This is a genomic window from Mesorhizobium sp. USDA 3734, assembly GCF_056279665.1.
In genome coordinates this window covers 2,794,400-2,814,049 of sequence record NZ_JBWCCW010000001.1, presented here as the reverse complement: position 1 = coordinate 2,814,049, position 19,650 = coordinate 2,794,400, and the positions used below count along the sequence as shown (strand labels likewise).

Genomic DNA, 19,650 nt, shown 5'->3' with positions numbered 1-19,650 from the left:
TTGAATCTCAATTGAATATGGCATGCGCTTCCCCTCTACTTTCAATACTGCCTACTGCCTACTGCCTACTGCCTATTTCCCTATTCACTCGCTTCAATCATCCAGCACCCACGTGTCCTTCGTCCCGCCGCCCTGCGAGGAATTGACCACCAGCGAGCCTTCCTTGAGCGCGACGCGGGTCAGCCCGCCGGGCACGATCTGGATGCGATCGGAAACCAGCACATAAGGCCTGAGATCGACATGGCGCGGCGCCAACCCTTTTTCTGTCAGGATCGGGCATGTCGACAGGGCCAGCGTCGGCTGGGCGATATAGTTCGAGGGTTTTGCCGCAAGCTTCTTGGCAAACGTCTCGCATTCCTTCTTGGTCGCCGCCGGCCCGACCAGCATGCCGTAACCGCCGGAACCGTGCACTTCCTTGATCACCAGTTCGTCGATGTGCTCGAGCACATATTTCAGGCTGTCCGGCTCCGAGCAGCGCCAGGTCGGAATGTTGCCGAGGATCGCCTTGCGGCCGGTGTAGAATTCGATGATCTCGGGCATGTAGGAATAGATCGCCTTGTCGTCGGCGATGCCGGTGCCCGGCGCGTTGGCGATGGTGATGTTGCCGGCCCGATAGACATCCATGATGCCGGGCACGCCAAGCGCCGAGTCCGGCCGGAACGTCAGCGGGTCCAGATACGAATCGTCCACGCGCCGGTAGAGCACATCGATCTGCTTGTAGCCTTCGGTCGTGCGCATGGCGACATGGCCATCGACGACGCGCAGATCCTGGCCCTCGACCAACTGCACCCCCATCTGGTCGGCGAGGAAGGCGTGTTCGAAATAGGCGGAGTTGAAGCTGCCGGGCGTCAGCACCGCAATGGTCGGCGCGCCCTTGGTGCTTTGCGGCCGCACCGCCGCCAGCGACTGGCGCAGAAGCTGCGGATAGTTTTCCACCGGCCGCACCTTGATCTTCTGGAACAGCTCGGGAAACAGCTGCATCATCGTCTCGCGGTTCTCCAGCATGTAGGAGACACCCGACGGCGTGCGCGCATTGTCCTCCAGCACATAGAATTCGTCCTCTGAGATGCGGACGATGTCGACGCCGATGATATGGGTGTAGACGCCGGCCGGGGGCCTGACGCCTATCATTTCCGGCAAGAATGCCTCGTTCCTGGCGATCAACTCCCTGGGAACGCGCCCGGCGCGCAGGATTTCCTGGCGATGATAAATGTCGTCGAGGAAGGCGTTAAGCGCCTGCACGCGTTGCTCGATGCCTTGCGTGAGGCGCCGCCATTCATTGCCTGAAATGATGCGTGGAACGATGTCGAACGGGATCAACCGCTCGGAGGCTTCCTGCTCGCCATAGACGGCGAAGGTGATGCCGGTCTTGCGGAAGACGCGTTCGGCGTCCTGCATCTTCTCGGTCAGCCTGGCCGGATCCTGCTCCTTCAGCCAGCGATCATAAGCCGAATACGGTCTTCTCAATCCGGAGACTTCCGGAAGCATTTCATCGAACGCTGCCAATCGCATACTCCCCTGTGATGCCATTTCACTGGCGTCGCCGGAGAAAATCAAGCGCAATCGGTGATTTGGGAGATACGGGCGGTCAGTATGTTGCGCCTGCCTAAAATTGCGGCAGCCGAAATATGACAGTAATCAGGCTTTGCCTCGTGTCCGGGCAAGTGGGTTTAGCAGCTAGAAAGCGCGGAATGTCACCACGGTGAACGTGTCCTTGATGCCGGGGAGAATCTGCACCTTCTCGTTGACGAAATGGCCGACATCTTCCTCGTCGTCGACATAGAATTTGGCGAGCAGATCGTAGTTGCCGGCAGTGGAGTAGATTTCCGAGGCGATCTCGGCATCGGCAAGCGCGCTGGCAACCTCATAGGATTTGCCCAGCTCGCATTTGATCTGCACGAAAAACGCCTTCATGGCTTCGTCCCGCTAAACGTCCAAGTCCAGCGGCCCTTCTGGCAGACTGGAGGCGGGCTTTCAAGCGCTGGAATGAATGCTTAGCCGGCCCGGACCTGGGCCACGACCTCCCGCAGCTCCGCCACCGGCATGCCGCGCTTGAACAGCCTGCCGCCGACCACCAGGGCCGGCGTATCCCGCAGCTGGCGAATAATCGCAATTGCTGAAACCGCTATGCGCTGCCAAGCGTATGTTATGATGCGTCTTCGGACAGCACTGTTTTTGAGGGAAGATATTTCGCGGGACAACGGAGACAGGCCATGCGCCGCGCCTTTTTCGCATTCGCAGTCGTTCCATTCCTCTTCGTGTCGTCGGCATTCGCCGGCGATGCCGAGATCAAGGCAGGACAGTCCGTCATTGACGGTCAGTTGAAGGCCCTCATCGCCAATGACGGCGCCACCGCCTACAGCTTCGCCGCCCCGAATGTGAAACGAATCTTCCCGACCGTCGACGCCTTCATGAACATGGTGACCAACGGCTACCCACCGGTGCGCAAGCCGCAGACCTATTCCTTCGGCAAGGTCGAGGAGACGGCCCCGGGTTCGATCGTCCAGCAGGTGCTGATCGTCGGTCCCGACGGCAAGGATTACGAGGCTGTCTACACGCTGCAGCAACAGCCCGATGGCACGTTCCAGATCACCGGCTGCAGCCTGCGCGCGTCGAACTCGCTCAGCACCTGAGGCCTCACAGCAACGGGATGTCGCCCCTCGCCCAGCCCTCGGTGATTTCCGCGCCGCGCGCCTCGAAACTGCCGGCCTCGATCGCAGCGCGGATGTCCTGCATCAGCTTCTGATAGTAGGAAAGGTTGTTCCACGTCAAAAGCATCGCACCCAGCGCCTCCTGCGAGCGCACCAGATGGTGCAGATAGGCGCGCGAGTAGTCCCGGGCCGCCGGGCAATCGCTTTCCTCGTCCAATGGGCGCGGATCGTCGGCATGGCGGGCGTTGCGCAGATTGACCTTGCCGCGCCTGGTATAGGCAAGGCCGTGCCGGCCGGCTCGCGTCGGCATCACGCAGTCGAACATGTCGATGCCGCGCGCCACCGATTTCAGGATATCGTCCGGCGTGCCGACGCCCATGAGATAGCGCGGCTTGTCCGCTGGCAGTTCCGGGCAGGTGATGTCGAGCATTTCGAGCATCACCGCTTGCGGCTCGCCGACGGCCAGGCCGCCGACCGCATAGCCCTTCAGCCCCATCGCGCTTAGCGCCTGCGCCGAACGCACCCGCAGCGCTGCGTTGTCGCCGCCTTGCACGATGCCGAACATCGCCTTGCCCGACTGGTCGCCGAACGCCGTCTTGCAGCGCTCGGCCCAGCGCAGCGACAGCTCCATGGCGCGCTCGATCTCCTTCATCTCGGCCGGCAGAGCCGTGCATTCGTCGAGCTGCATCTGGATGTCGGAATCGAGCAGCCCCTGGATCTCGATCGAGCGCTCCGGCGACATCTCGTAGGCGGCGCCGTCAATATGCGAGCGGAATGTGACGCCCTTTTCGGTCAGCTTTCTCAGCTTCGACAGCGACATCACCTGGAAACCGCCGCTGTCGGTCAGGATCGGATGCGGCCAGCGGGCGAATTCATGCAGGCCCCCCAGACGCGCCACGCGCTCGGCGCCGGGCCGCAGCATCAGATGGTAGGTGTTGCCCAGGATGATGTCGGCGCCGACGCCGCGCACCTGGTCCATATACATCGCCTTGACCGTGCCGCCGGTGCCGACCGGCATGAAGGCTGGCGTGCGGATTTCACCGCGCGGCATGTCGATCACACCGCGCCGCGCCTTGCCTTCAGTGGCCAGAACCTTGAAGCTGAACGGCTTAGCCATTGAATTCCTTGTCATGTAGCGGCGCGCCCGGAACCTGCTTGTCGAGCGACTGGCGGTAGTGGATGCAGCCGCGCATGAATTTGGGCCAGGGCGGCACGGCGATCGATGGTTCGGTCTTCTCCGGCAAAAGGTCCCACAGATCGGGGTGGTGCCAGCACAGATCATGGCCGGTCGCATCGCGATGCTGGCGAATGCCAGCGCGCAATTTCCTGGCCTCCGCGATCAGGGCATCGCGGTCCAGGCTCTCGAGATCATCGTCCATCGCTCGTCTCCGCTCGGAAAAGCAGGCTTGCGTCGCCATAGGAATAGAACCTGTAGCGGTTCTCGATCGCATGCGCATAGGCCGCACGCATCGTGTCGAGGCCGCTGAAGGCCGAAACCAGCATGAACAACGTCGAGCGCGGCAGATGGAAATTGGTCATCAGCATGTCGGCGGTGCGAAAGCGGTAGCCGGGTGTGATGAAGATATCGGTCGGGCCGGACCAGGCAAGCAGAGTGCCGTCCTCACGCGCCGCACTCTCCAGCAGGCGCAGCGACGTCGTGCCGACAGCAACGATGCGCCCGCCCCTCGCCTTGGCCGCATTGAGCGCGTCCGCTGTTTCTGCGCTGACCGAACCGGTCTCGGCATGCATCTTGTGATCGGCGGTGTCGTCTGCCTTCACTGGCAGGAACGTGCCGGCGCCGACATGCAAGGTGACGAAGTGGCGTTCGATGCCCTTGGCATCGAGTGCCGCAAAAAGCTCCGGCGTGAAATGCAGGCCCGCTGTCGGTGCCGCGACGGCGCCTTCCTCGCGGGCATAGATGGTCTGGTAATCGGCCCGGTCGCGTTCGTCGTCGTCACGCTTCGAGGCGATATAGGGGGGCAGCGGAATGTGGCCGACCGCGTGCAGTGCCTCGTCGAGAAAAGGCCCCGACAGGTCGAAGGCAAGCAGCGCTTCTCCGCCCTCGCCTTTCTCGATCACCGTGGCGTCGAGCTGACCGAGGAAACAGGAATTGCCGCTATGGCCGAAATGAATGCGATCACCGGTGGCGATGCGCTTGCCCGGCCGCATGAAGGCCAGCCAGCGGTCCGGTGCCATGCGCATATGCAGCGTGGCTTCGACCTGCGCCTGTGCCTCGCCGCGCCGCCTGATGCCTTTGAGCTGCGCCGGAATGACCTTGGTGTCGTTGAACACCAGCACGTCGCCGGCGCTGAGCAAGGACGGCAGGTCGCCAACCCTGCGGTCGTCGAGCCCTTCGCCTGACTTGACCACCAGCATCTTGGCGCTGTCGCGTGGCTCCGCAGGGCGAAGCGCGATGCGCTCCTCCGGCAGGTCGAAGTCGAAGAGATCGACGCGCATCAGTAGAGCCGGACGAGCAGCGCTCCGGCCAGCAGCAGCACCGCGCCGGCGATGCGGCCGAGCGAGATTTCACGCACCGCGACGCCGAGGAAGCCGACGCGATCGATGAGCATACCGGCCAGCAACTGGCCGGCGACCAGAAACGCCATCAGCGCGGCGGCGCCGATGCGTGGCGTCAGAATCGTCGACAGCGTGACATAAAAGCCGCCGAGCATGCCGCCGGCGACGAACAGCCAGGGCGCCGGCGCTTTCCAGTCGAGCGAGATGCCTTGCAGCTTCACCACCGCGACGGAGATGATGCCGAGCACGATCGCGCCCGACAGGAACGAAAACGCAGCCGCCGCGACCGGGAGACCCAGGCCGCGCGCCAGCTGCGAATTGATCGGTGCCTGAATGGCAATGAAGGCGCCGGACAGGATGCCGAGAAGCGACCAGACGACGCCCATCATTGTCGTTTACCCTTACTTGACGTCGGCCGCGACCTTCAGCGACACGATCTTGTCGGGATCCTGCACCGGCTCGCCGCGCTTGATCTTGTCGACATTGTCCATGCCTTCGATGACCTGGCCCCAGACCGTGTACTGGCGGTTGAGGAAGGCGGCATCGTCGAAGCAGATGAAGAACTGCGAATTGGCCGAGTTCGGGTTCTGCGAACGGGCCATCGAGCAGGTGCCGCGGCCATGGTTGGCATTGGAAAACTCGGCCTTCAGATCCGGCTTTTCCGAGCCGCCCATGCCGGCGCGGGATGGAGCAAATGTCGGTTTCGAGGAATTGCCGAACTTGACGTCGCCAGTCTGCGCCATGAAGCCCTCGATGACGCGGTGGAAGACCACGCCGTCATAGGCGCCTTCGCGAGCCAGTTCCTTGATGCGGGCGACATGGCCGGGCGCCAGGTCGGGGAAAAGTTCGATGACGACCTTGCCCTTGGTCGTTTCCAGAATGAGCGCGTTCTCGCGGTCCTTGATTTCGGCCATGTCAGATATCCTTTTTCAGAAAAACAGAGTTATTTGTCGGCGGCGATGCGCACTTTGATCATCCGGTCGGGGTCGCTGACCGTGCCGTTGTCCGCCTGGTCGCCCTTCTTGACGTGATCCACCAGTTCCATGCCGCTGACGACATTGCCGACGATGGTGTACTGGCCATCGAGCGGCGGCGCCGGCGCGAACATGATGAAGAACTGCGAATTGGCGGAGTTGGGGTCCTGAGAACGGGCCATGCCAACCACGCCGCGCTTGTAGTGTTCGGTCTGCGAGAATTCGGCCGGCAGGTCGGGCAGATCGGAACCGCCAGTGCCGACAGCCTCGGCGCTGAAGCCCTTCTTCATATTGCCGAACTTGACGTCGCCGGTCTGCGCCATGAAGCCGTCGATGACGCGGTGGAAAGCGACATTGTCATAGGCGCCCTGGCGCACCAACTTCTTGATCTGCTCGACATGCTTGGGCGCGAGATCGGGCCTCAGAGCAATGGTGACGTCGCCGTCCTTCAGCGTGATGATCATGGTGTTTTCCGGATCGGCGGCAAAGGCCGAGACCGATGCGGTCACAAGACCGGCAAGCACAACGAGGAACGAGGCGAGCTTTTTCAGCTGCATATCTGTCTCCGGGGTCTTATTTCTTGAATTTGGCGGTGAGCGCGCCGGCGACAGCCGCCGGCACGAAGGGGCGGATGTCGCCTCCCATCGAGGCAATCTGGCGGACAAGTGTGGCGGTAATGGTGCGCACGGAGGGGCTGGCGGGTAGAAAAACCGTCTGCAACTCAGGCGCCATGGTCTCGTTCATGCCAGCCATCTGCATCTCATAGTCGAGGTCGGTGCCGTCGCGCAGGCCGCGGATCATGATCGAGGCGCCCTGCTTCCTGGCCGCGTCGATGACCAGCCCGTCGAAGGCAACAACTTTGATGCGGGCGCCGTCGCGGCCGAATTCCGCTTTCGTGGCGGTCTCGATCAGCGCCACCCGTTCCTCAAAAGAAAACAGCGGCTGCTTGCCCGGATGGATGCCGATCGCCGCATAGACGATATCGGCCACGGCCAGCGACGCCTTCAGCACATCGAGATGGCCGTTGGTCAGCGGGTCGAAGGAGCCGGCATAGAGGGCGATGCGTTCAGTCATGGCAGGTGCTTCTAATGCATGATCCCAAAAAGTGGAAACCGGTTTTTGCGGACAAACGGTTTTTCGTTTGTCCTAGAGATCATGCTCAAATGAAAGCTAGAGCCTGTTCCATCTTCCGTCCATCAAGATGGAACAGGCTCTAGCGAGCCTCTCTCGCAAAGGCAAATCCGATCGGCGCGCCGGCCGTGAACCTTTTCCGGCACATGAACGACAGATGAACACGCTGATCACGAAGCCTTCACGCAGCGTTCACTAGGTTGCACCTTAATTAGATGAAACCAAAATCCCATCTATCCGTTGTTAGGCGCAGGAGAACACGCACATGCTGATCTACATGCTCGCCACCGCAATGACCGTCGCCATGCTGATCGCCACCGTATTTGGGCTGCATCAGGAGGCACAGCGCGTCCGCGTCAAGGCAAACACCAAGCGCTTCGAAGGCTTCGGCCCTCGCAAGCCGTATCGTCACTACTGATAAAGCCTGAACTTGCTGCCGCGCCGGCCGATGGGCCGGCGTTGCTATGTCAAAACCTGGGTGCCGGTCTTACTCCGCACCCTCCGGACTGGCGTCAGGCGCCGGAGCGGCATCAGCACCGCCATCCACGGTCTCTTCGCTTTCTTCGTCCGATTGCGGTTCCGAGATTCGCTCGACCGAAACCACCTTTTCACCTTCAGCCGTGTTGAAGATGGTCACGCCCTTGGTGGCGCGGCTGGCGAAACGGATGCCGTTGACCGGAACCCGGATGACGGTGCCGCCATCCGACACCAGCATGATCTGATCGTCATTGCCGACCGGGAACGTCGCCACCAGCCGGCCGATCTCGGCGACCTTCGACACATCGGTGGCACGGATGCCCTTGCCGCCGCGTCCGGTCAGCCGGAAATCATAGGACGAAGAGCGCTTGCCGTAGCCGAATTCGGTCACCGTCAGCACGTACTTCTCATGCGCCTTGAGGAACTCGTAGCGCTCATCGGAAAGCTCCGTCTCCTCGCCGACCTCTTCATTGGTCAGCGCGATCTCTTCCTCTTCGCCGGCTGCTATGCCGGCGGCAAGCCGCCGTTCGGCCGCCGCCCGCTTCAGATAGGCTGCGCGCTCGGCCGGCGGCGCATCGACATTCTCGATCACCGACATCGAGATGATGCGGTCGGTCTCGGCCATGGTTATGCCGCGCACACCGACAGAATTGCGGCTCTGGAAGACGCGCACGTCGCCGACCGAGAAGCGGATGCACTGGCCGGAACTGGCGGTTAACAGCACGTCGTCATTGTCGGTGCAGGTCTCGACGCCGAGGATTTCGTCGCCTTCCTCCTCCAGCTTCATGGCGATCTTGCCGTTGCGGTTGACCTGGACGAAGTCGGAAAGCTTGTTGCGGCGCACGGTGCCGCGCGTGGTGGCGAACATCACGTCGAGCTCGCCCCAGCTGGTCTCGTCCTCGGGCAGCGGCATGATGGTGGTGATGCGCTCGCCCTGCTCCAGCGGCAGCATGTTGATCAGCGCCTTGCCGCGCGACTGCGGATTGCCGATCGGCAGCCGCCAGACCTTTTCCTTGTAGACGATGCCGCGCGAGGAGAAGAACAGCACCGGCGTATGCGTGTTGGCCACGAACAGCCTTGTGACGAAATCCTCTTCCTTGGTCGACATGCCGGAGCGGCCCTTGCCGCCGCGGCGCTGCGCCCGGTAGAGCGACAGCGGCACGCGCTTGATGTAGCCGGAATGGCTCACCGTCACGACCATGTCCTCGCGCTGGATCAGGTCCTCGTCTTCCATGTCCGACCCACCGTCGGTGAGCTCGGTGCGGCGTGGCGTGCCGAACTCGTCGCGCACGGCGGCAAGCTCATCCTTGACGATCTGCTGGACGCGCGCGCGGGACGACAAAATGTCCAGATAATCAATGATTTCGGCGCCGATCGTGTTCAACTCGTCGGCGATTTCGTCGCGGCCGAGCGCGGTCAGGCGCTGCAGGCGCAGTTCGAGGATGGCGCGCGCCTGTTCCTCGGACAGATTGTAGGTGCCGTCCTCGTTGATCCGGTGGCGCGGATCGTCGATCAGGAGGATCAGCGATTCCACGTCGCCGGAGGGCCAGCGCCGCTCCATCAACTGCTCGCGCGCCGTCTGCGGATCCGGCGCGGTGCGGATCAGCTTGATGACCTCGTCGATGTTGGCGACGGCAATGGCGAGACCGACCAGCACATGGGCGCGGTCGCGCGCCTTGCGCAGCAGGAACTTCGTCCGCCTTGTGATCACCTCTTCACGGAAAGCGACGAACGCCTTCAGCATGTCGGTCAGGTTCATCACTTCCGGCTTGCCGCCGTTCAGTGCCACCATATTGGCGCCGAAAGAGGTCTGCAGCGGCGTGAAGCGATAGAGCTGGTTGAGGATGACGTCGGCAACGGCGTCGCGCTTCAACTCGATGACGACGCGGTAGCCCTGACGGTCGCTCTCGTCGCGAATGTCGGAAATGCCCTCGATGCGCTTGTCGCGCACCAGTTCGGCCATCTTCTCGATCATCGACGACTTGTTCACCTGATAGGGGACTTCGGTGATGATGATCGACTCGCGGTCGTTGCCGCGCTGTTCGATGTTGACACGCCCGCGCATGACGATGGAGCCGCGGCCGGTCGAATAGGCGCTGTAGATGCCGGAACGGCCAAGCACGATGGCTCCGGTCGGAAAATCCGGTCCCGGAATGATCTCCATCAGCGCTGGCAGGTCGATCGCCGGATTGTCGATGATGGCGATTGCGCCGTTGCAGATTTCGCCGAGATTGTGCGGCGGGATGTTGGTCGCCATGCCAACCGCGATGCCGCCGGAGCCGTTGACCAGAAGATTGGGAAACCGTGCCGGCAGAACCTTCGGTTCGCTGCCCGACGCATCATACGTATCCTGGAAATCGACGGTGTCCTTGTCGATATCCTCCAAAAGCTCATGCGCGACTTTGGTCAGCCGCGCTTCCGTGTAGCGCATTGCCGCCGGCGGATCGCCGTCGATGGAGCCGAAATTGCCCTGCCCGTCGATCAGCGGCACGCGCAGCGACCAGTCCTGCGCCATGCGCACCAAGGCGTCATAGATGGAAGCGTCGCCATGCGGATGGTATTTACCCATCACGTCGGCGACCGGACGCGCCGACTTCACATATTTGCGGTTCCAGTGGTAGCCGCTCTCATGGGCGGCGAAGAGAATGCGGCGGTGCACCGGCTTCAGGCCGTCGCGCACATCGGGCAGCGCGCGGCTGACGATCACGCTCATAGCGTAATCGAGATAGGAACGCTGCATCTCCTCGACGATGGATATCGGCTCGATGCCGGTGGGGCCGCCGTCGGCGCCGCGCGGTGTCTTCTGGTCGGTCAAATCGGATCACAATCTAATCAGGAATCACTTGGTGCTTATATAGGAAGCAAGGCTGAAACTCCAACATGTCAGGCACTTTTCCAGTGTCATTTTTGGTGGTAATTTCAAATGGATACCACTGATTGCGACGATATGGCCAAGGCGGTTTTCGCCGCACTAAGGCAAAAGCCTGCAATGGACCGTTTTCCCCTGCGAAAGCCACGAGCGCGATGAATTGGACCCCGTGGCTGCCTTTGCGAGCACTGAGCGGTTGGCGACCCCGGGATCTCAACAGCGATCTGATCGCGGGCGTGACACTGGCGGCGATTGCCATTCCCGAACAGATGGCAACGGCCCGGCTGGGCGGCTTTGCCGCGGAGATCGGCTTCTTCGCCTTTGTTGCCGGTTCGGTGGTATTTGCCCTGTTCGGTGCCAACCGGCATCTCTCGTCCGGCGCGGACTCGACCATCACGCCCTTGTTTGCCGGTGGCCTCGCCGTACTGGCGGCATCCGGGTCGCCGCACTATCTGGCGCTGGCGGCCATGCTGGCGCTGATGGTCGGGCTGATCGTGACCCTGAGCGGTGTCTTTCGCCTTGGCTGGATCGCCGACCTCTTGTCGGTGCCGGTCACAACGGGTTTTCTGGCCGGCATCGCCGTCCATATCATCGTTTCGCAATTGCCCGGACTGCTCGGCCTGCCCGCCGAAAGCGGCGAGACGTTGCGGCGCATCGGTGAGATCGCCGGCAATCTCCATCTCACCAATCCCTGGAGCCTCGGACTTGGCCTCGGCGTGTTCGCGATCGTGTTCTGCGCCGACCGGATCAGCGCCCGCGTCCCCGGCGCGTTGATCGGCATGGTGCTCGCCACATCAGCGGTTACCGTCTTCGGCCTTAAGGACCGCGGCGTCGAGGTGCTCGGCGCTTTGCCCAACGGGCTGCCACAGGCGGGCCTGCCGCTTGCCAGCCTTGATGATGTGCAGGCGCTGTTTCCACTGGCATTGCTGATCGCCATTGTCGTCATGGTGCAGACGGCGGCCACTTCCCGCTCTTTCGCGCCGCAACAGGGCGAGGCTCCCGACGTCAATCGCGATTTCGTCGGCGTTGGCGCCGGCAGCATCGTATCGGGCCTGTTCGGCGCCTTTGCCGTCAATGCCAGCCCGCCGCGCACCGCAATCGTCGCCCAGTCGGGCGGCCGCTCGCAATTGTCCGGCCTCATTGCCGCGGCCATCGTGCTGGCGCTTGGTGCTTTCGGCGGCGGCCTGCTTGCCGATGTTCCGCAGGCCGCCCTTGCCGGCGTTCTGTTGTTCGTGGCGCAGCACATTCTGCGCTGGAAGGTGTTCACCAATGTCTACCGGCAGGCGCCGGTCGAATTCGCATTGATCCTCATCACCATGGCGGCCATCGTCGTGCTGCCGATCGAGACCGGCGTGGCGATCGGCATCGGCCTGTCGCTGCTGCACGGAATCTGGAGCGCGACCCGCACGCTTCCGATCGAACTGGAACAGGTGCCGGGCACTTCGGTGTGGTGGCCACCCGGCAACCCAGCTGCCGGCGAACAGCTCCCCGGCGTGCTGGTCGCGGCGTTCCAGGCGCCGCTGTCTTTCGTCAACGCCGACCGCTTCAAGCGCGGTCTTTGCGATCTCGTCGACGCCAGGAGCGAAAGCGTGAAGCTGATCGTGCTGGAGGCCAGCAACATCGTCGAAATCGACTATACAGCCGCGCAAGCCCTGATCGACACCATCACCCATTGCCGCAAGGCGGGCGCGATATTTGCCATCGCGCGGTTGGAATCGCTGCGTGCCCAGGCGGCGCTGGCACGATTTGGCATCGCCGAGCTGATCGGTCCCGAGCGGATCTTTCACAGCGTCGATGCCGCCATCAAGGCGCTCGGCCCAGACCAAAAACCGCAACAACAGGACGAAGTCAAATGACGACCCAGCGGGAACCCTTGCTGACCCCCGTCGCTGTCAGGGATTTGCGGCCGACGCAGATCAGCGTCGGCATGCGCGAAGTCGCCTTGAAGCGCCAGATGATCCGCTCGCAGAGTGCCAGGAAGACCGGCACGTTTCTCGGCAGCCACATGGTTCCGGTCGTGCTGGGGCCGAAGAAGCGCAATTATGTCACCGATCACCACCATCTTGCCCACGCCCTGCTCGAGGAAGGCATCAGGGATGTTCTGGTGACTGTGATCAGCGACCTGTCGGGGCTCGACAAGGAGGCTTTTTTCGTCGTGCTCGATAACAGAGGCTGGATGCACCCGTTTGATGAGAAGGGCCCGCGCCGGGACTACGACGCCATTCCAAGAACCATGGCCGACCTCGTCGACGATCCCTACAGGAGCCTGGCCGGCGAACTGCGCCGGCAGGGCGGCTTTGCCAAGGACACCACGCCGTTCAGTGAATTCCTGTGGGCGGACTTTTTTCGCCGGCGCATCGACCGGGATGCGGTGGCGAAGAATTTCGACAAGGCGATGAAGGAAGCCCTGAGCCTCTCCAAGAACAAGGACGCGGACTATCTGCCAGGCTGGTGCGGACCAACATCGGACTGAGCTGCGATGATATTCAGGTGATGCCGGCCTGACCTGAATCTCAACGCAGCTTATGCTGCAAGCTTCAGCGGGCCGCAGCGCGGCGGCTGCGATACTGGCCCGGCGTCTCCCCCATGATCCGCCGAAAACGACGATTGAAGGTCGACAGATCGTTGAAGCCGGCCTCGAAGGCGATCGCCGAGACCGCATCGTCCGACATGCACAGCCGCACCGCTGCCCTGTGCAATCGCGTCTTGAGCAGGAACTGGTAGGGCGTCATGCCCGCGACCTGCCGGAAAATGCGCAGGAAATGATAGGGGCTGGTCGCCGTTTCGCCGGCAAGTGCTGAAAGCGAGACCGGCCCGTCGGCATCCAGTTCGATCCGCCGCACGGCCTCGGCAACCCGTTTCTGATCACGGCGGCTTGGTGCGCGCCTGACATGCGTAGCGCCAGAGGCTGTAGCCACGGCAGCACCGGCCATGCGCAGGGAAAGTTCCTCGAAGGCGTCGATGTCGGCCATCTCGCGCGCGGTTTCCGCCTCGGCCAGCAGTGGCGCCAGGACCGGTAAAGGCGGCAAGCGCGCCGCCTCGAAGGCCAGCTTCCTGGCGCCCGGCACGCCAGCCGCGATCCGTTCCATGTAGGACGGCCCGAAATGGAACGAGAGGCAACGGTCGCCGCTGCCATGCTCGTGCCCGCATTCGTAACATGTGCCGGGATTGCCGAGCAGGAGGCTACCTGGCGCCAGCATCGCCGTGCCTTGTTGGGCGCGGTAGCGGAACGTGCCGCTGGTGACCGCAGCAATGCAGAAATCCTGATGCGCTTCCTCGAACGGCCGGTCGCCGGCGCCAGCCGTGCAGATCACATCCGTCACGTGCCAGCCGGGTCCGGATGCGAGCGTGTGCGTGGTCGCTGTCATGACCGGAATATAGCAATTTTTCCCAAGCCCTGAACCCCGTCACCGCCTACTCCTCTCGGTCTCCTGACAAGAAGAGACCGGAACCATGTTCGACCCCTTTGCCGAAGCCCTGCACAGCCCCGGACCAACGGAAGGGCTTGCTGAAAAACTGAGCCTTTACGGCCGCTTCGTCGGCGCCTGGACGTTTGACGCCTCGCGCCATCTCGAGGACGGCACGGTGCTGAGCGGGCGTGGTGAGGTGCATTTCGGCTGGGTGCTGGAAGGCCGGGCGATCCAGGACGTCTGGATCCTGCCCGCGCGGGATGCCGGCCCCTCGCCCTCACTCGGCGCCTGGACGTTCTACGGCACCACGCTACGCGTTTATGATCCCGGCGCGGATGCCTGGCACATCTTCTGGAGCGATCCGCGCAACCAGTATTTCAGCCGCCAGTTCGGCCGCGCCGAGGGCAACACGATCGTGCAAGTGGGCGCCGACGGGACCGGCTCGTCGGTGCGCTGGAGCTTTTCGCGGATCACCGAGAATTCCTTCCGCTGGCTTGGCGAGCGCTCGCACGACAATGGTGCGACATGGCGGCTGGAAGTCGAGTTCCTGGCGCGCAGAGCAGCTGCAAGATGACACCGCAAGACATTGTAATGATGGAGAAAATCATGTTCGATCATATCTCGATCGGCGTCCGCGACGCCGCCACCTCCAAGCGCTTCTATGATGCCGCACTGAAGCCGCTTGGCTACAGCTGCCTCAGCCAGTCGCCGGGCTCGCTTGGTTATGGCGCTCAAAACGTCGTGCTATGGGTGAACGAGGCGGCGCGGCCTGTGCCATCAGACGACAAATCCGGCCTGCATTTCTGCTTCGCCGCACCAACGCGGACCAGCGTCGACACTTTCCATGCCGGCGCTCTGCGCGAAGGCGGCAGCGACAATGGCGCGCCGGGTCTGCGCGCCGACTATGGCGACAACTACTATGCCGCGTTTGTCGTCGACCCGGACGGCTATCGCATCGAGGCCTATTGCGGCACTGCCGGCTAAACCCGGTTTCGCTGTCCCGACAGTTCCCACCGAACGGGCTTTGCTCTACCAATATCCTGGTACGGGCACGGCCCGGTGGGAGGGTCAGAGATGCCGAGTTTCGACAGCCTGTTCAACGCCTTCGTCACCATCCTCGTGACCATCGATCCACCTGGTCTGGCGCCGCTGTTTCTCGCCGTGACGCGCGGCATGAACCGCGAGGAGCGGCAGCAGGTTTCCGTCCGCGCCTCGATCATCGGTTTCCTGGTGATGGCGCTGTTTGCGGTTGCCGGTGCCTCGATCCTGTCGGTGTTCGGCATCACGCTGCCGGCCTTCCGCGTCGCCGGCGGTTTCCTCTTGTTCTTCATCGCCTTCGAAATGGTGTTCGAGCGCCGGCAGGACCGCAAGGAAAAGATCGGCGACGTCGCCATCACCAAGGACATGATCCACAACATCGCTGCCTTCCCGCTGGCGATCCCGCTGATTGCCGGACCCGGCGCCATTTCGGCGACTGTGCTGCTCTCCGGCTCGTTCCAGGGCTTTGCCGCGCAGGCGGCGCTGGTCGGCATCATCTTCGTCTGCCTCGCCATCACCTATCTGGTGTTCGTGCTGTCGGAACGCATCGACCGCATCCTCGGCCAGACCGGCCGCTCGATCCTGACCCGGCTGCTCGGCGTCATCCTGGCGGCACTTGCCGTGCAGTTCGTGGCGGACGGCATCAAGGCGCTGATGGCGGGCTGAACGACAGTCCCTACTGCCTACTGCCTACTGCCTACTGCCTACTGCCTACTGCCTACTGCCTACTGCCTACTTCGCCGTCGTATCGATCACTTCGAAATCGTGGGTAATCGTGGCGGTCTTGGCCAACATCGCGGAGGCCGAGCAATATTTTTCGATCGAGATGTCGATTGCCCGTTTGACCTTGCCGGGCGACAGCGCCCTGCCCTTGACGACGAAATGCATGTGGATGCGGGTGAACACCCTGGGCTCGGTTTCGGCTCGGTCGGCGTCGAGTTCAACCACGCAGTCCTCTACCGCCTCACGCCCCTTTTCGAGGATATGCACGACATCATAGGCCGAACAGCCGCCGGTGCCGATCAGCACCAGTTCCATCGGGCTTGGCCCCGGCGTCCTGCCTTCCGGTCCGGGCGCCGTGCCGAGCACGACCTTGTGGCCGCTGCCGGACTCGCCGAGGAAGGTGCGCTCCTCGACCCACTTTACGCGTGCTTTCATGGAAGTCGTCCTTCGCCATATTTCGTTGATCGCCAAGTCGGCGCTCAATTCGACAATGCAAAACCCCGAAAGTCCATGAGGGACTCTCGGGGCGCAATGTTTGACTTAAGCCAAAAATAGCATCTGCCGTTGCGATCAGAACGGGATCTCGTCGTCCAGTTCGCGCGACGAACCGCCGCCACCGCCGCCCCTCGGAGCGTTGCCGCCGCCACCGCGATTGAAGCCTTCGCTCGGGCTGGACTGGCCGAAATCGGAACCACGGTTGCTGCCACCACCGGCATAGCCGCCGACCTGCCCGCCTTCGCCCTGTCCGCGTGCGTCCAGCATCTGCAGTTCCCCACGGAATTTCTGCAGCACGACTTCGGTCGTGTACTTGTCGGCGCCCGTCTGGTCCTGCCATTTGCGCGTCTGCAACTGGCCCTCGACATAGACCTTCATGCCCTTCTTCAGATACTGCTCGGCGACCTTGGCGATGCCCTCATTGAAGATGACGACGTTGTGCCACTCGGTCTTTTCCTTGCGCTCGCCGGAATTCTTGTCGCGCCAGCTTTCCGACGTGGCGATGCGGATGTTGACGACCGGCTCGCCCGAGTTCAGCCGGCGGATTTCAGGGTCCGCACCGAGGTTGCCGACCAGAATGACCTTGTTGACGCTACCCGCCATGATATTTCTCCGCGCTCATCCGAAACAAATTTTGTCGCAGCACCTTACAGGCTGCAGACCTCAGCCGCCTGCCATGGCTGTCTTTACCCACAAGGTTTTTGTTCCCTGTTCGTTCTTATCTGCACCCCTGCTGATTGTCAAGGAATGGCAGCAATGTCCGAAGCTCTCATATGGGTTTGAAAAGAGCGCTTGCCAAATCAATAAGTGTAGACTTATGCTTCGGTCATGATCGAAGCAGAGATTTTCCGGGCCTTGGCCGACCCGACGCGCCGCGCCGTCTTTGAGCGGCTCGCCGCCGGCGAGATGAGCGTGTCGGAATTGCGCACCGGCATGACGGTCTCGCAGCCGGCCGTGTCGCAGCATCTGGCGGTGCTGCGCGGCGCCGGCCTGGTGGTCGAGCGGCGTGCGGGCCGCAACGCCTTCTACCGCGCTGCCCCGCAGGGACTCGCCCCCCTGCTCTCCTGGATCGAACGCTACCGGACCTTCTGGCCGGAACGCATCGAAAGGCTGAAGGCGGTTTTGAAGGACATGGACCAGTGAAGGACGTGGGATCAATGAAGAAGTCGGGATCAATGATCGACGAGAGCCAAAGCGACGCCCCGGATGCGATCGAGTTCGAATACGACCTTGCCGAGCCGCCGGAAAAGGTGTGGCGGGCCCTGACCGTACCGGAGCTGCTCGCCGCCTGGATGATGCCGAACGACATCAGCCCCGAGATCGGCAATCGTTTTGCCTTCGCCGGTCCGGATGCGCCGATCGAATGCGAAATCCTCGACGCCGAGCCCGAACGCCTGTTGCGCTATTCCTGGCGGGAGCGCTCGCAGCCAGGCGGCGCGGCGCGGCAGGGTCCACTCGACAGCCCATTGGACAGCATTGTCACCTTCACACTCGCCCGCACCGTTTCCGGCGGCACGCATCTGCGCATCGTCCATGGCGGCTTCGCCCCCGCAATTGCCATGGCCGGCGCCGGCTGCCGGCTTTCACTCGACGCAACCGGTTCACGCAAGCCGATCGCCGCGAACACGCCTCGCCTCTTGCTGCGCGCAGCCTGAGCGACAACACAGCAACGGAGACATACAATGAGCGGCCTTGCCAGTCTGGTGCCGATGGTGATCGAGCAATCGAGCCGCGGCGAACGTGCCTTCGACATATTTTCACGGCTGCTGCGCGAGCGCATCATCTTCATCAACGGCGAGATCAACGACGACATCTCGGCGCTGGTCTGCGCACAGCTGCTGTCGCTGGAATCGGACAATCCCGACAAGGAGATCTCGCTCTACATCAACTCACCGGGCGGCGTGGTGACCAGCGGCTTCGCCATCTACGACACGATACAATATATCAGCTGCCCGGTGTCCACCGTGTGCATGGGCTTTGCCGCCTCGATGGGTTCTTTCCTGCTGATGGCAGGCACACCGGGGCGTCGCATCTCGCTGCCGAACGCCACCATCCTGCTTCATCAGCCGCTGGGCGGGTTCCAGGGCCAGGCCTCCGACATCCAGCGCCATGCCGAGCGCATCGGCCAGACGAAACGGCACATGGCCGAACTCTACGCGCAGCATTGCGGCCGCACCTATGAAGAGGTCGAGCGCACGCTGGATCGCGACCATTTCATGACGGCTCGAGAGGCCCAGGCATGGGGCATCGTCGACCATGTTTTCGACACGCGCAAAAAGGCGGCTTGAAGCCAGGGCCCTATCCAGCTCCTGCCGGTTGTCGAAGATTTGACGGTACCGGTCTGGTCCCGTCGCCGGCACGTCACTATAGTCTTGGGATGATCGACACACATCCGTCCAGACCACTGCACCGCGTCATCGCTGTCGTGGTGCTCGCTTTTGCCGGCTTCGTGAGCGGCGCGGCTTTTGCAGAGGACAGTTCGCCAACGCAGAAAGGCGCCCTGCCCGGCGTGACCGGCGACTATCGTATCGCCAAGCCGGCTCCCAAGCCCGAACCCGACGACGCGTTCCCCGGCAACGGCAACGGCCAGTTCAAGATCGGCGATACGGATGTCAGGATTTCCGGTAGCATCACCGTCGATGTCGGCGTGGGCGGGATCAAGCCATCCAATCGGTAGGGCACAATGGCCGCAGGTTGACACCACTCGGCTACCCTTCAGTCGTTGGCGCTGCCCCTCACCTGCCTGCCGGCATCCTCTCCCCGTATAGTGACGGGGAGAGGGGCGCTGTCATCGACGGTTTCACCCAATCGCAAGCCTTGCAGGAGAGAGTGCCAACGACAAGGGTCAGCCCCTTCTCCCCGTCACTATACGGGGAGAAGTGCGCGGCAGGGCGATGAGGGGCAGCACAAACCTTGATACCTTGTCCTAAGACAAGCTGAAAACCCAAGCGCAATCCGCACATAAAAACGGCCCCGCCGTGCTTTGCGCAAACGGACGGGGCCTTTTGGATCTCAAATCCAATTTTGCCGGGAGTGTACTGCCGGCGTTTGATTTCGGATGCACCGCGGCATTCAGCCGACGATCCGACTAGCAGTCTCTGATTGTTGTGGGATATGGCAGGTCACGGTTTGTCGGGTGGCGCAAACGCTAAACCCCGGCACTTATGCCTGCCCCGGCTCCAGTGACAACTGGAACCCTAGGGGACGATCCGGTGGCGTCATAGCTCCGCTCCTGTGTCCGTTGCGACGTGTTGTCCCGAAGCACAAATCGCGAATACCTGCGGCGTCTCGCAGGCCGCCTCTGGGCGGCGAGGCCATCGAAAGACGGCCAGCTTCGTGAACTGCTGAAGTCTGCGCCCCTGAGT

The 19,650-nt window shown here is 62.5% G+C and carries 24 protein-coding genes; 11 read left to right on the top strand and 13 right to left on the bottom strand.

The window, feature by feature from the left end; genetic code table 11:
- Positions 1-93 precede the first annotated feature (93 nt).
- Together ACZ89F_RS13425 and ACZ89F_RS13420 are read right to left on the bottom strand one after the other, a co-directional pair.
- Positions 94-1,506, bottom strand: a complete 1,413-nt coding sequence (locus ACZ89F_RS13425) for a circularly permuted type 2 ATP-grasp protein (protein ID WP_164548689.1) — start codon at positions 1,504-1,506, stop codon at positions 94-96.
- A gap of 171 nt (positions 1,507-1,677) precedes the next feature.
- Positions 1,678-1,914, bottom strand: coding sequence for an Lrp/AsnC family transcriptional regulator (locus tag ACZ89F_RS13420; protein WP_010909609.1), 237 nt, complete (start codon positions 1,912-1,914; stop codon positions 1,678-1,680).
- Between the two features lie 299 nt (positions 1,915-2,213).
- Between ACZ89F_RS13420 and ACZ89F_RS13415 the strand changes: the two genes are divergently transcribed.
- A complete protein-coding gene (locus tag ACZ89F_RS13415; protein ID WP_476092335.1) occupies positions 2,214-2,633 on the top strand; it encodes a DUF4864 domain-containing protein in 420 nt (139 codons plus the stop codon).
- Positions 2,634-2,637: 4 nt separating this feature from the next.
- Here the strand turns inward: ACZ89F_RS13415 and tgt are convergent, their stop codons facing one another.
- From tgt to coaD, 7 genes are all read right to left on the bottom strand, one after another.
- Positions 2,638-3,768: a tRNA guanosine(34) transglycosylase Tgt gene (tgt, locus tag ACZ89F_RS13410; RefSeq protein WP_476092334.1), complete on the bottom strand. Its 1,131-nt coding sequence runs from the start codon at positions 3,766-3,768 to the stop codon at positions 2,638-2,640.
- A complete protein-coding gene (locus tag ACZ89F_RS13405; RefSeq protein ID WP_476092333.1) occupies positions 3,761-4,030 on the bottom strand; it encodes a hypothetical protein in 270 nt (89 codons plus the stop codon). Before ACZ89F_RS13405 ends, tgt begins: the two co-directional genes overlap by 8 nt.
- Positions 4,020-5,108 (bottom strand): tRNA preQ1(34) S-adenosylmethionine ribosyltransferase-isomerase QueA, encoded by a 1,089-nt coding sequence (queA, locus tag ACZ89F_RS13400; protein WP_476092332.1) that lies wholly within the window; start codon positions 5,106-5,108, stop codon positions 4,020-4,022. Before queA ends, ACZ89F_RS13405 begins: the two co-directional genes overlap by 11 nt.
- On the bottom strand, positions 5,108-5,557 hold the full coding sequence (locus ACZ89F_RS13395) for a DMT family transporter (protein WP_476092331.1): 450 nt from the start codon (positions 5,555-5,557) through the stop codon (positions 5,108-5,110). The genes queA and ACZ89F_RS13395 overlap by 1 nt, the downstream gene beginning before the upstream one ends.
- A 12-nt stretch (positions 5,558-5,569) precedes the next feature.
- Positions 5,570-6,082: a peptidylprolyl isomerase gene (locus tag ACZ89F_RS13390; RefSeq protein WP_476092330.1), complete on the bottom strand. Its 513-nt coding sequence runs from the start codon at positions 6,080-6,082 to the stop codon at positions 5,570-5,572.
- Between the two features lie 29 nt (positions 6,083-6,111).
- Complete coding sequence (locus tag ACZ89F_RS13385) at positions 6,112-6,606, bottom strand: peptidylprolyl isomerase (RefSeq protein WP_476097276.1); 495 nt, start codon at positions 6,604-6,606, stop codon at positions 6,112-6,114.
- Between the two features lie 109 nt (positions 6,607-6,715).
- A complete protein-coding gene (gene coaD, locus ACZ89F_RS13380) occupies positions 6,716-7,216 on the bottom strand; it encodes a pantetheine-phosphate adenylyltransferase (protein WP_476092329.1) in 501 nt (166 codons plus the stop codon).
- A gap of 322 nt (positions 7,217-7,538) precedes the next feature.
- Between coaD and ACZ89F_RS13375 the strand changes: the two genes are divergently transcribed.
- Complete coding sequence (locus tag ACZ89F_RS13375; RefSeq protein ID WP_082525247.1) at positions 7,539-7,691, top strand: hypothetical protein; 153 nt, start codon at positions 7,539-7,541, stop codon at positions 7,689-7,691.
- A 69-nt stretch (positions 7,692-7,760) separates the two neighbouring features.
- On the opposite strand, the gene gyrA is transcribed toward ACZ89F_RS13375, so the two are convergent.
- Positions 7,761-10,565 carry a DNA gyrase subunit A gene (gene gyrA, locus ACZ89F_RS13370; RefSeq protein ID WP_476092328.1) on the bottom strand — a complete coding sequence of 935 codons (2,805 nt, stop codon included), beginning with the start codon at positions 10,563-10,565 and terminating at the stop codon, positions 7,761-7,763.
- Between the two features lie 209 nt (positions 10,566-10,774).
- Between gyrA and ACZ89F_RS13365 the strand changes: the two genes are divergently transcribed.
- Positions 10,775-12,475 (top strand): SulP family inorganic anion transporter, encoded by a 1,701-nt coding sequence (locus ACZ89F_RS13365; RefSeq protein ID WP_476092327.1) that lies wholly within the window; start codon positions 10,775-10,777, stop codon positions 12,473-12,475.
- Positions 12,472-13,092: a ParB-like protein gene (locus ACZ89F_RS13360; protein ID WP_476092326.1), complete on the top strand. Its 621-nt coding sequence runs from the start codon at positions 12,472-12,474 to the stop codon at positions 13,090-13,092. The genes ACZ89F_RS13365 and ACZ89F_RS13360 overlap by 4 nt, the downstream gene beginning before the upstream one ends.
- 64 nt (positions 13,093-13,156) lie before the next feature.
- On the opposite strand, the gene ACZ89F_RS13355 is transcribed toward ACZ89F_RS13360, so the two are convergent.
- A complete protein-coding gene (locus ACZ89F_RS13355; RefSeq protein ID WP_476092325.1) occupies positions 13,157-13,987 on the bottom strand; it encodes a helix-turn-helix transcriptional regulator in 831 nt (276 codons plus the stop codon).
- Positions 13,988-14,072: 85 nt separating this feature from the next.
- Between ACZ89F_RS13355 and ACZ89F_RS13350 the strand changes: the two genes are divergently transcribed.
- The 3 genes from ACZ89F_RS13350 (at position 14,073) to ACZ89F_RS13340 (ending at position 15,733) form a co-directional block, all read left to right on the top strand.
- Positions 14,073-14,603, top strand: a complete 531-nt coding sequence (locus ACZ89F_RS13350; protein ID WP_476092324.1) for a hypothetical protein — start codon at positions 14,073-14,075, stop codon at positions 14,601-14,603.
- A 32-nt stretch (positions 14,604-14,635) separates the two neighbouring features.
- Complete coding sequence (locus ACZ89F_RS13345; protein ID WP_476092323.1) at positions 14,636-15,013, top strand: VOC family protein; 378 nt, start codon at positions 14,636-14,638, stop codon at positions 15,011-15,013.
- A 90-nt stretch (positions 15,014-15,103) separates the two neighbouring features.
- Complete coding sequence (locus ACZ89F_RS13340; protein WP_023670949.1) at positions 15,104-15,733, top strand: MarC family protein; 630 nt, start codon at positions 15,104-15,106, stop codon at positions 15,731-15,733.
- A 66-nt stretch (positions 15,734-15,799) separates the two neighbouring features.
- Here the strand turns inward: ACZ89F_RS13340 and ACZ89F_RS13335 are convergent, their stop codons facing one another.
- Together ACZ89F_RS13335 and ACZ89F_RS13330 are read right to left on the bottom strand one after the other, a co-directional pair.
- The gene (locus ACZ89F_RS13335) at positions 15,800-16,225 is read right to left on the bottom strand and encodes an OsmC family protein (protein WP_476092322.1); all 426 of its coding nucleotides are present in this window, start codon (positions 16,223-16,225) and stop codon (positions 15,800-15,802) included.
- 135 nt (positions 16,226-16,360) lie between these two features.
- Entirely contained in the window at positions 16,361-16,888 is a 528-nt protein-coding gene (locus ACZ89F_RS13330; RefSeq protein ID WP_476092321.1) for a single-stranded DNA-binding protein, read from the bottom strand.
- Positions 16,889-17,113: 225 nt separating this feature from the next.
- Between ACZ89F_RS13330 and ACZ89F_RS13325 the strand changes: the two genes are divergently transcribed.
- The 4 genes from ACZ89F_RS13325 (at position 17,114) to ACZ89F_RS13310 (ending at position 18,962) form a co-directional block, all read left to right on the top strand.
- Positions 17,114-17,428, top strand: coding sequence for an ArsR/SmtB family transcription factor (locus ACZ89F_RS13325; protein WP_476092320.1), 315 nt, complete (start codon positions 17,114-17,116; stop codon positions 17,426-17,428).
- Between the two features lie 14 nt (positions 17,429-17,442).
- Positions 17,443-17,940 carry an SRPBCC family protein gene (locus ACZ89F_RS13320; RefSeq protein ID WP_476092319.1) on the top strand — a complete coding sequence of 166 codons (498 nt, stop codon included), beginning with the start codon at positions 17,443-17,445 and terminating at the stop codon, positions 17,938-17,940.
- Between the two features lie 27 nt (positions 17,941-17,967).
- Positions 17,968-18,573: an ATP-dependent Clp protease proteolytic subunit gene (locus tag ACZ89F_RS13315; protein ID WP_476092318.1), complete on the top strand. Its 606-nt coding sequence runs from the start codon at positions 17,968-17,970 to the stop codon at positions 18,571-18,573.
- Between the two features lie 89 nt (positions 18,574-18,662).
- On the top strand, positions 18,663-18,962 hold the full coding sequence (locus ACZ89F_RS13310; RefSeq protein ID WP_476092317.1) for a hypothetical protein: 300 nt from the start codon (positions 18,663-18,665) through the stop codon (positions 18,960-18,962).
- The last annotated feature ends 688 nt before the right edge of the window (positions 18,963-19,650 follow it).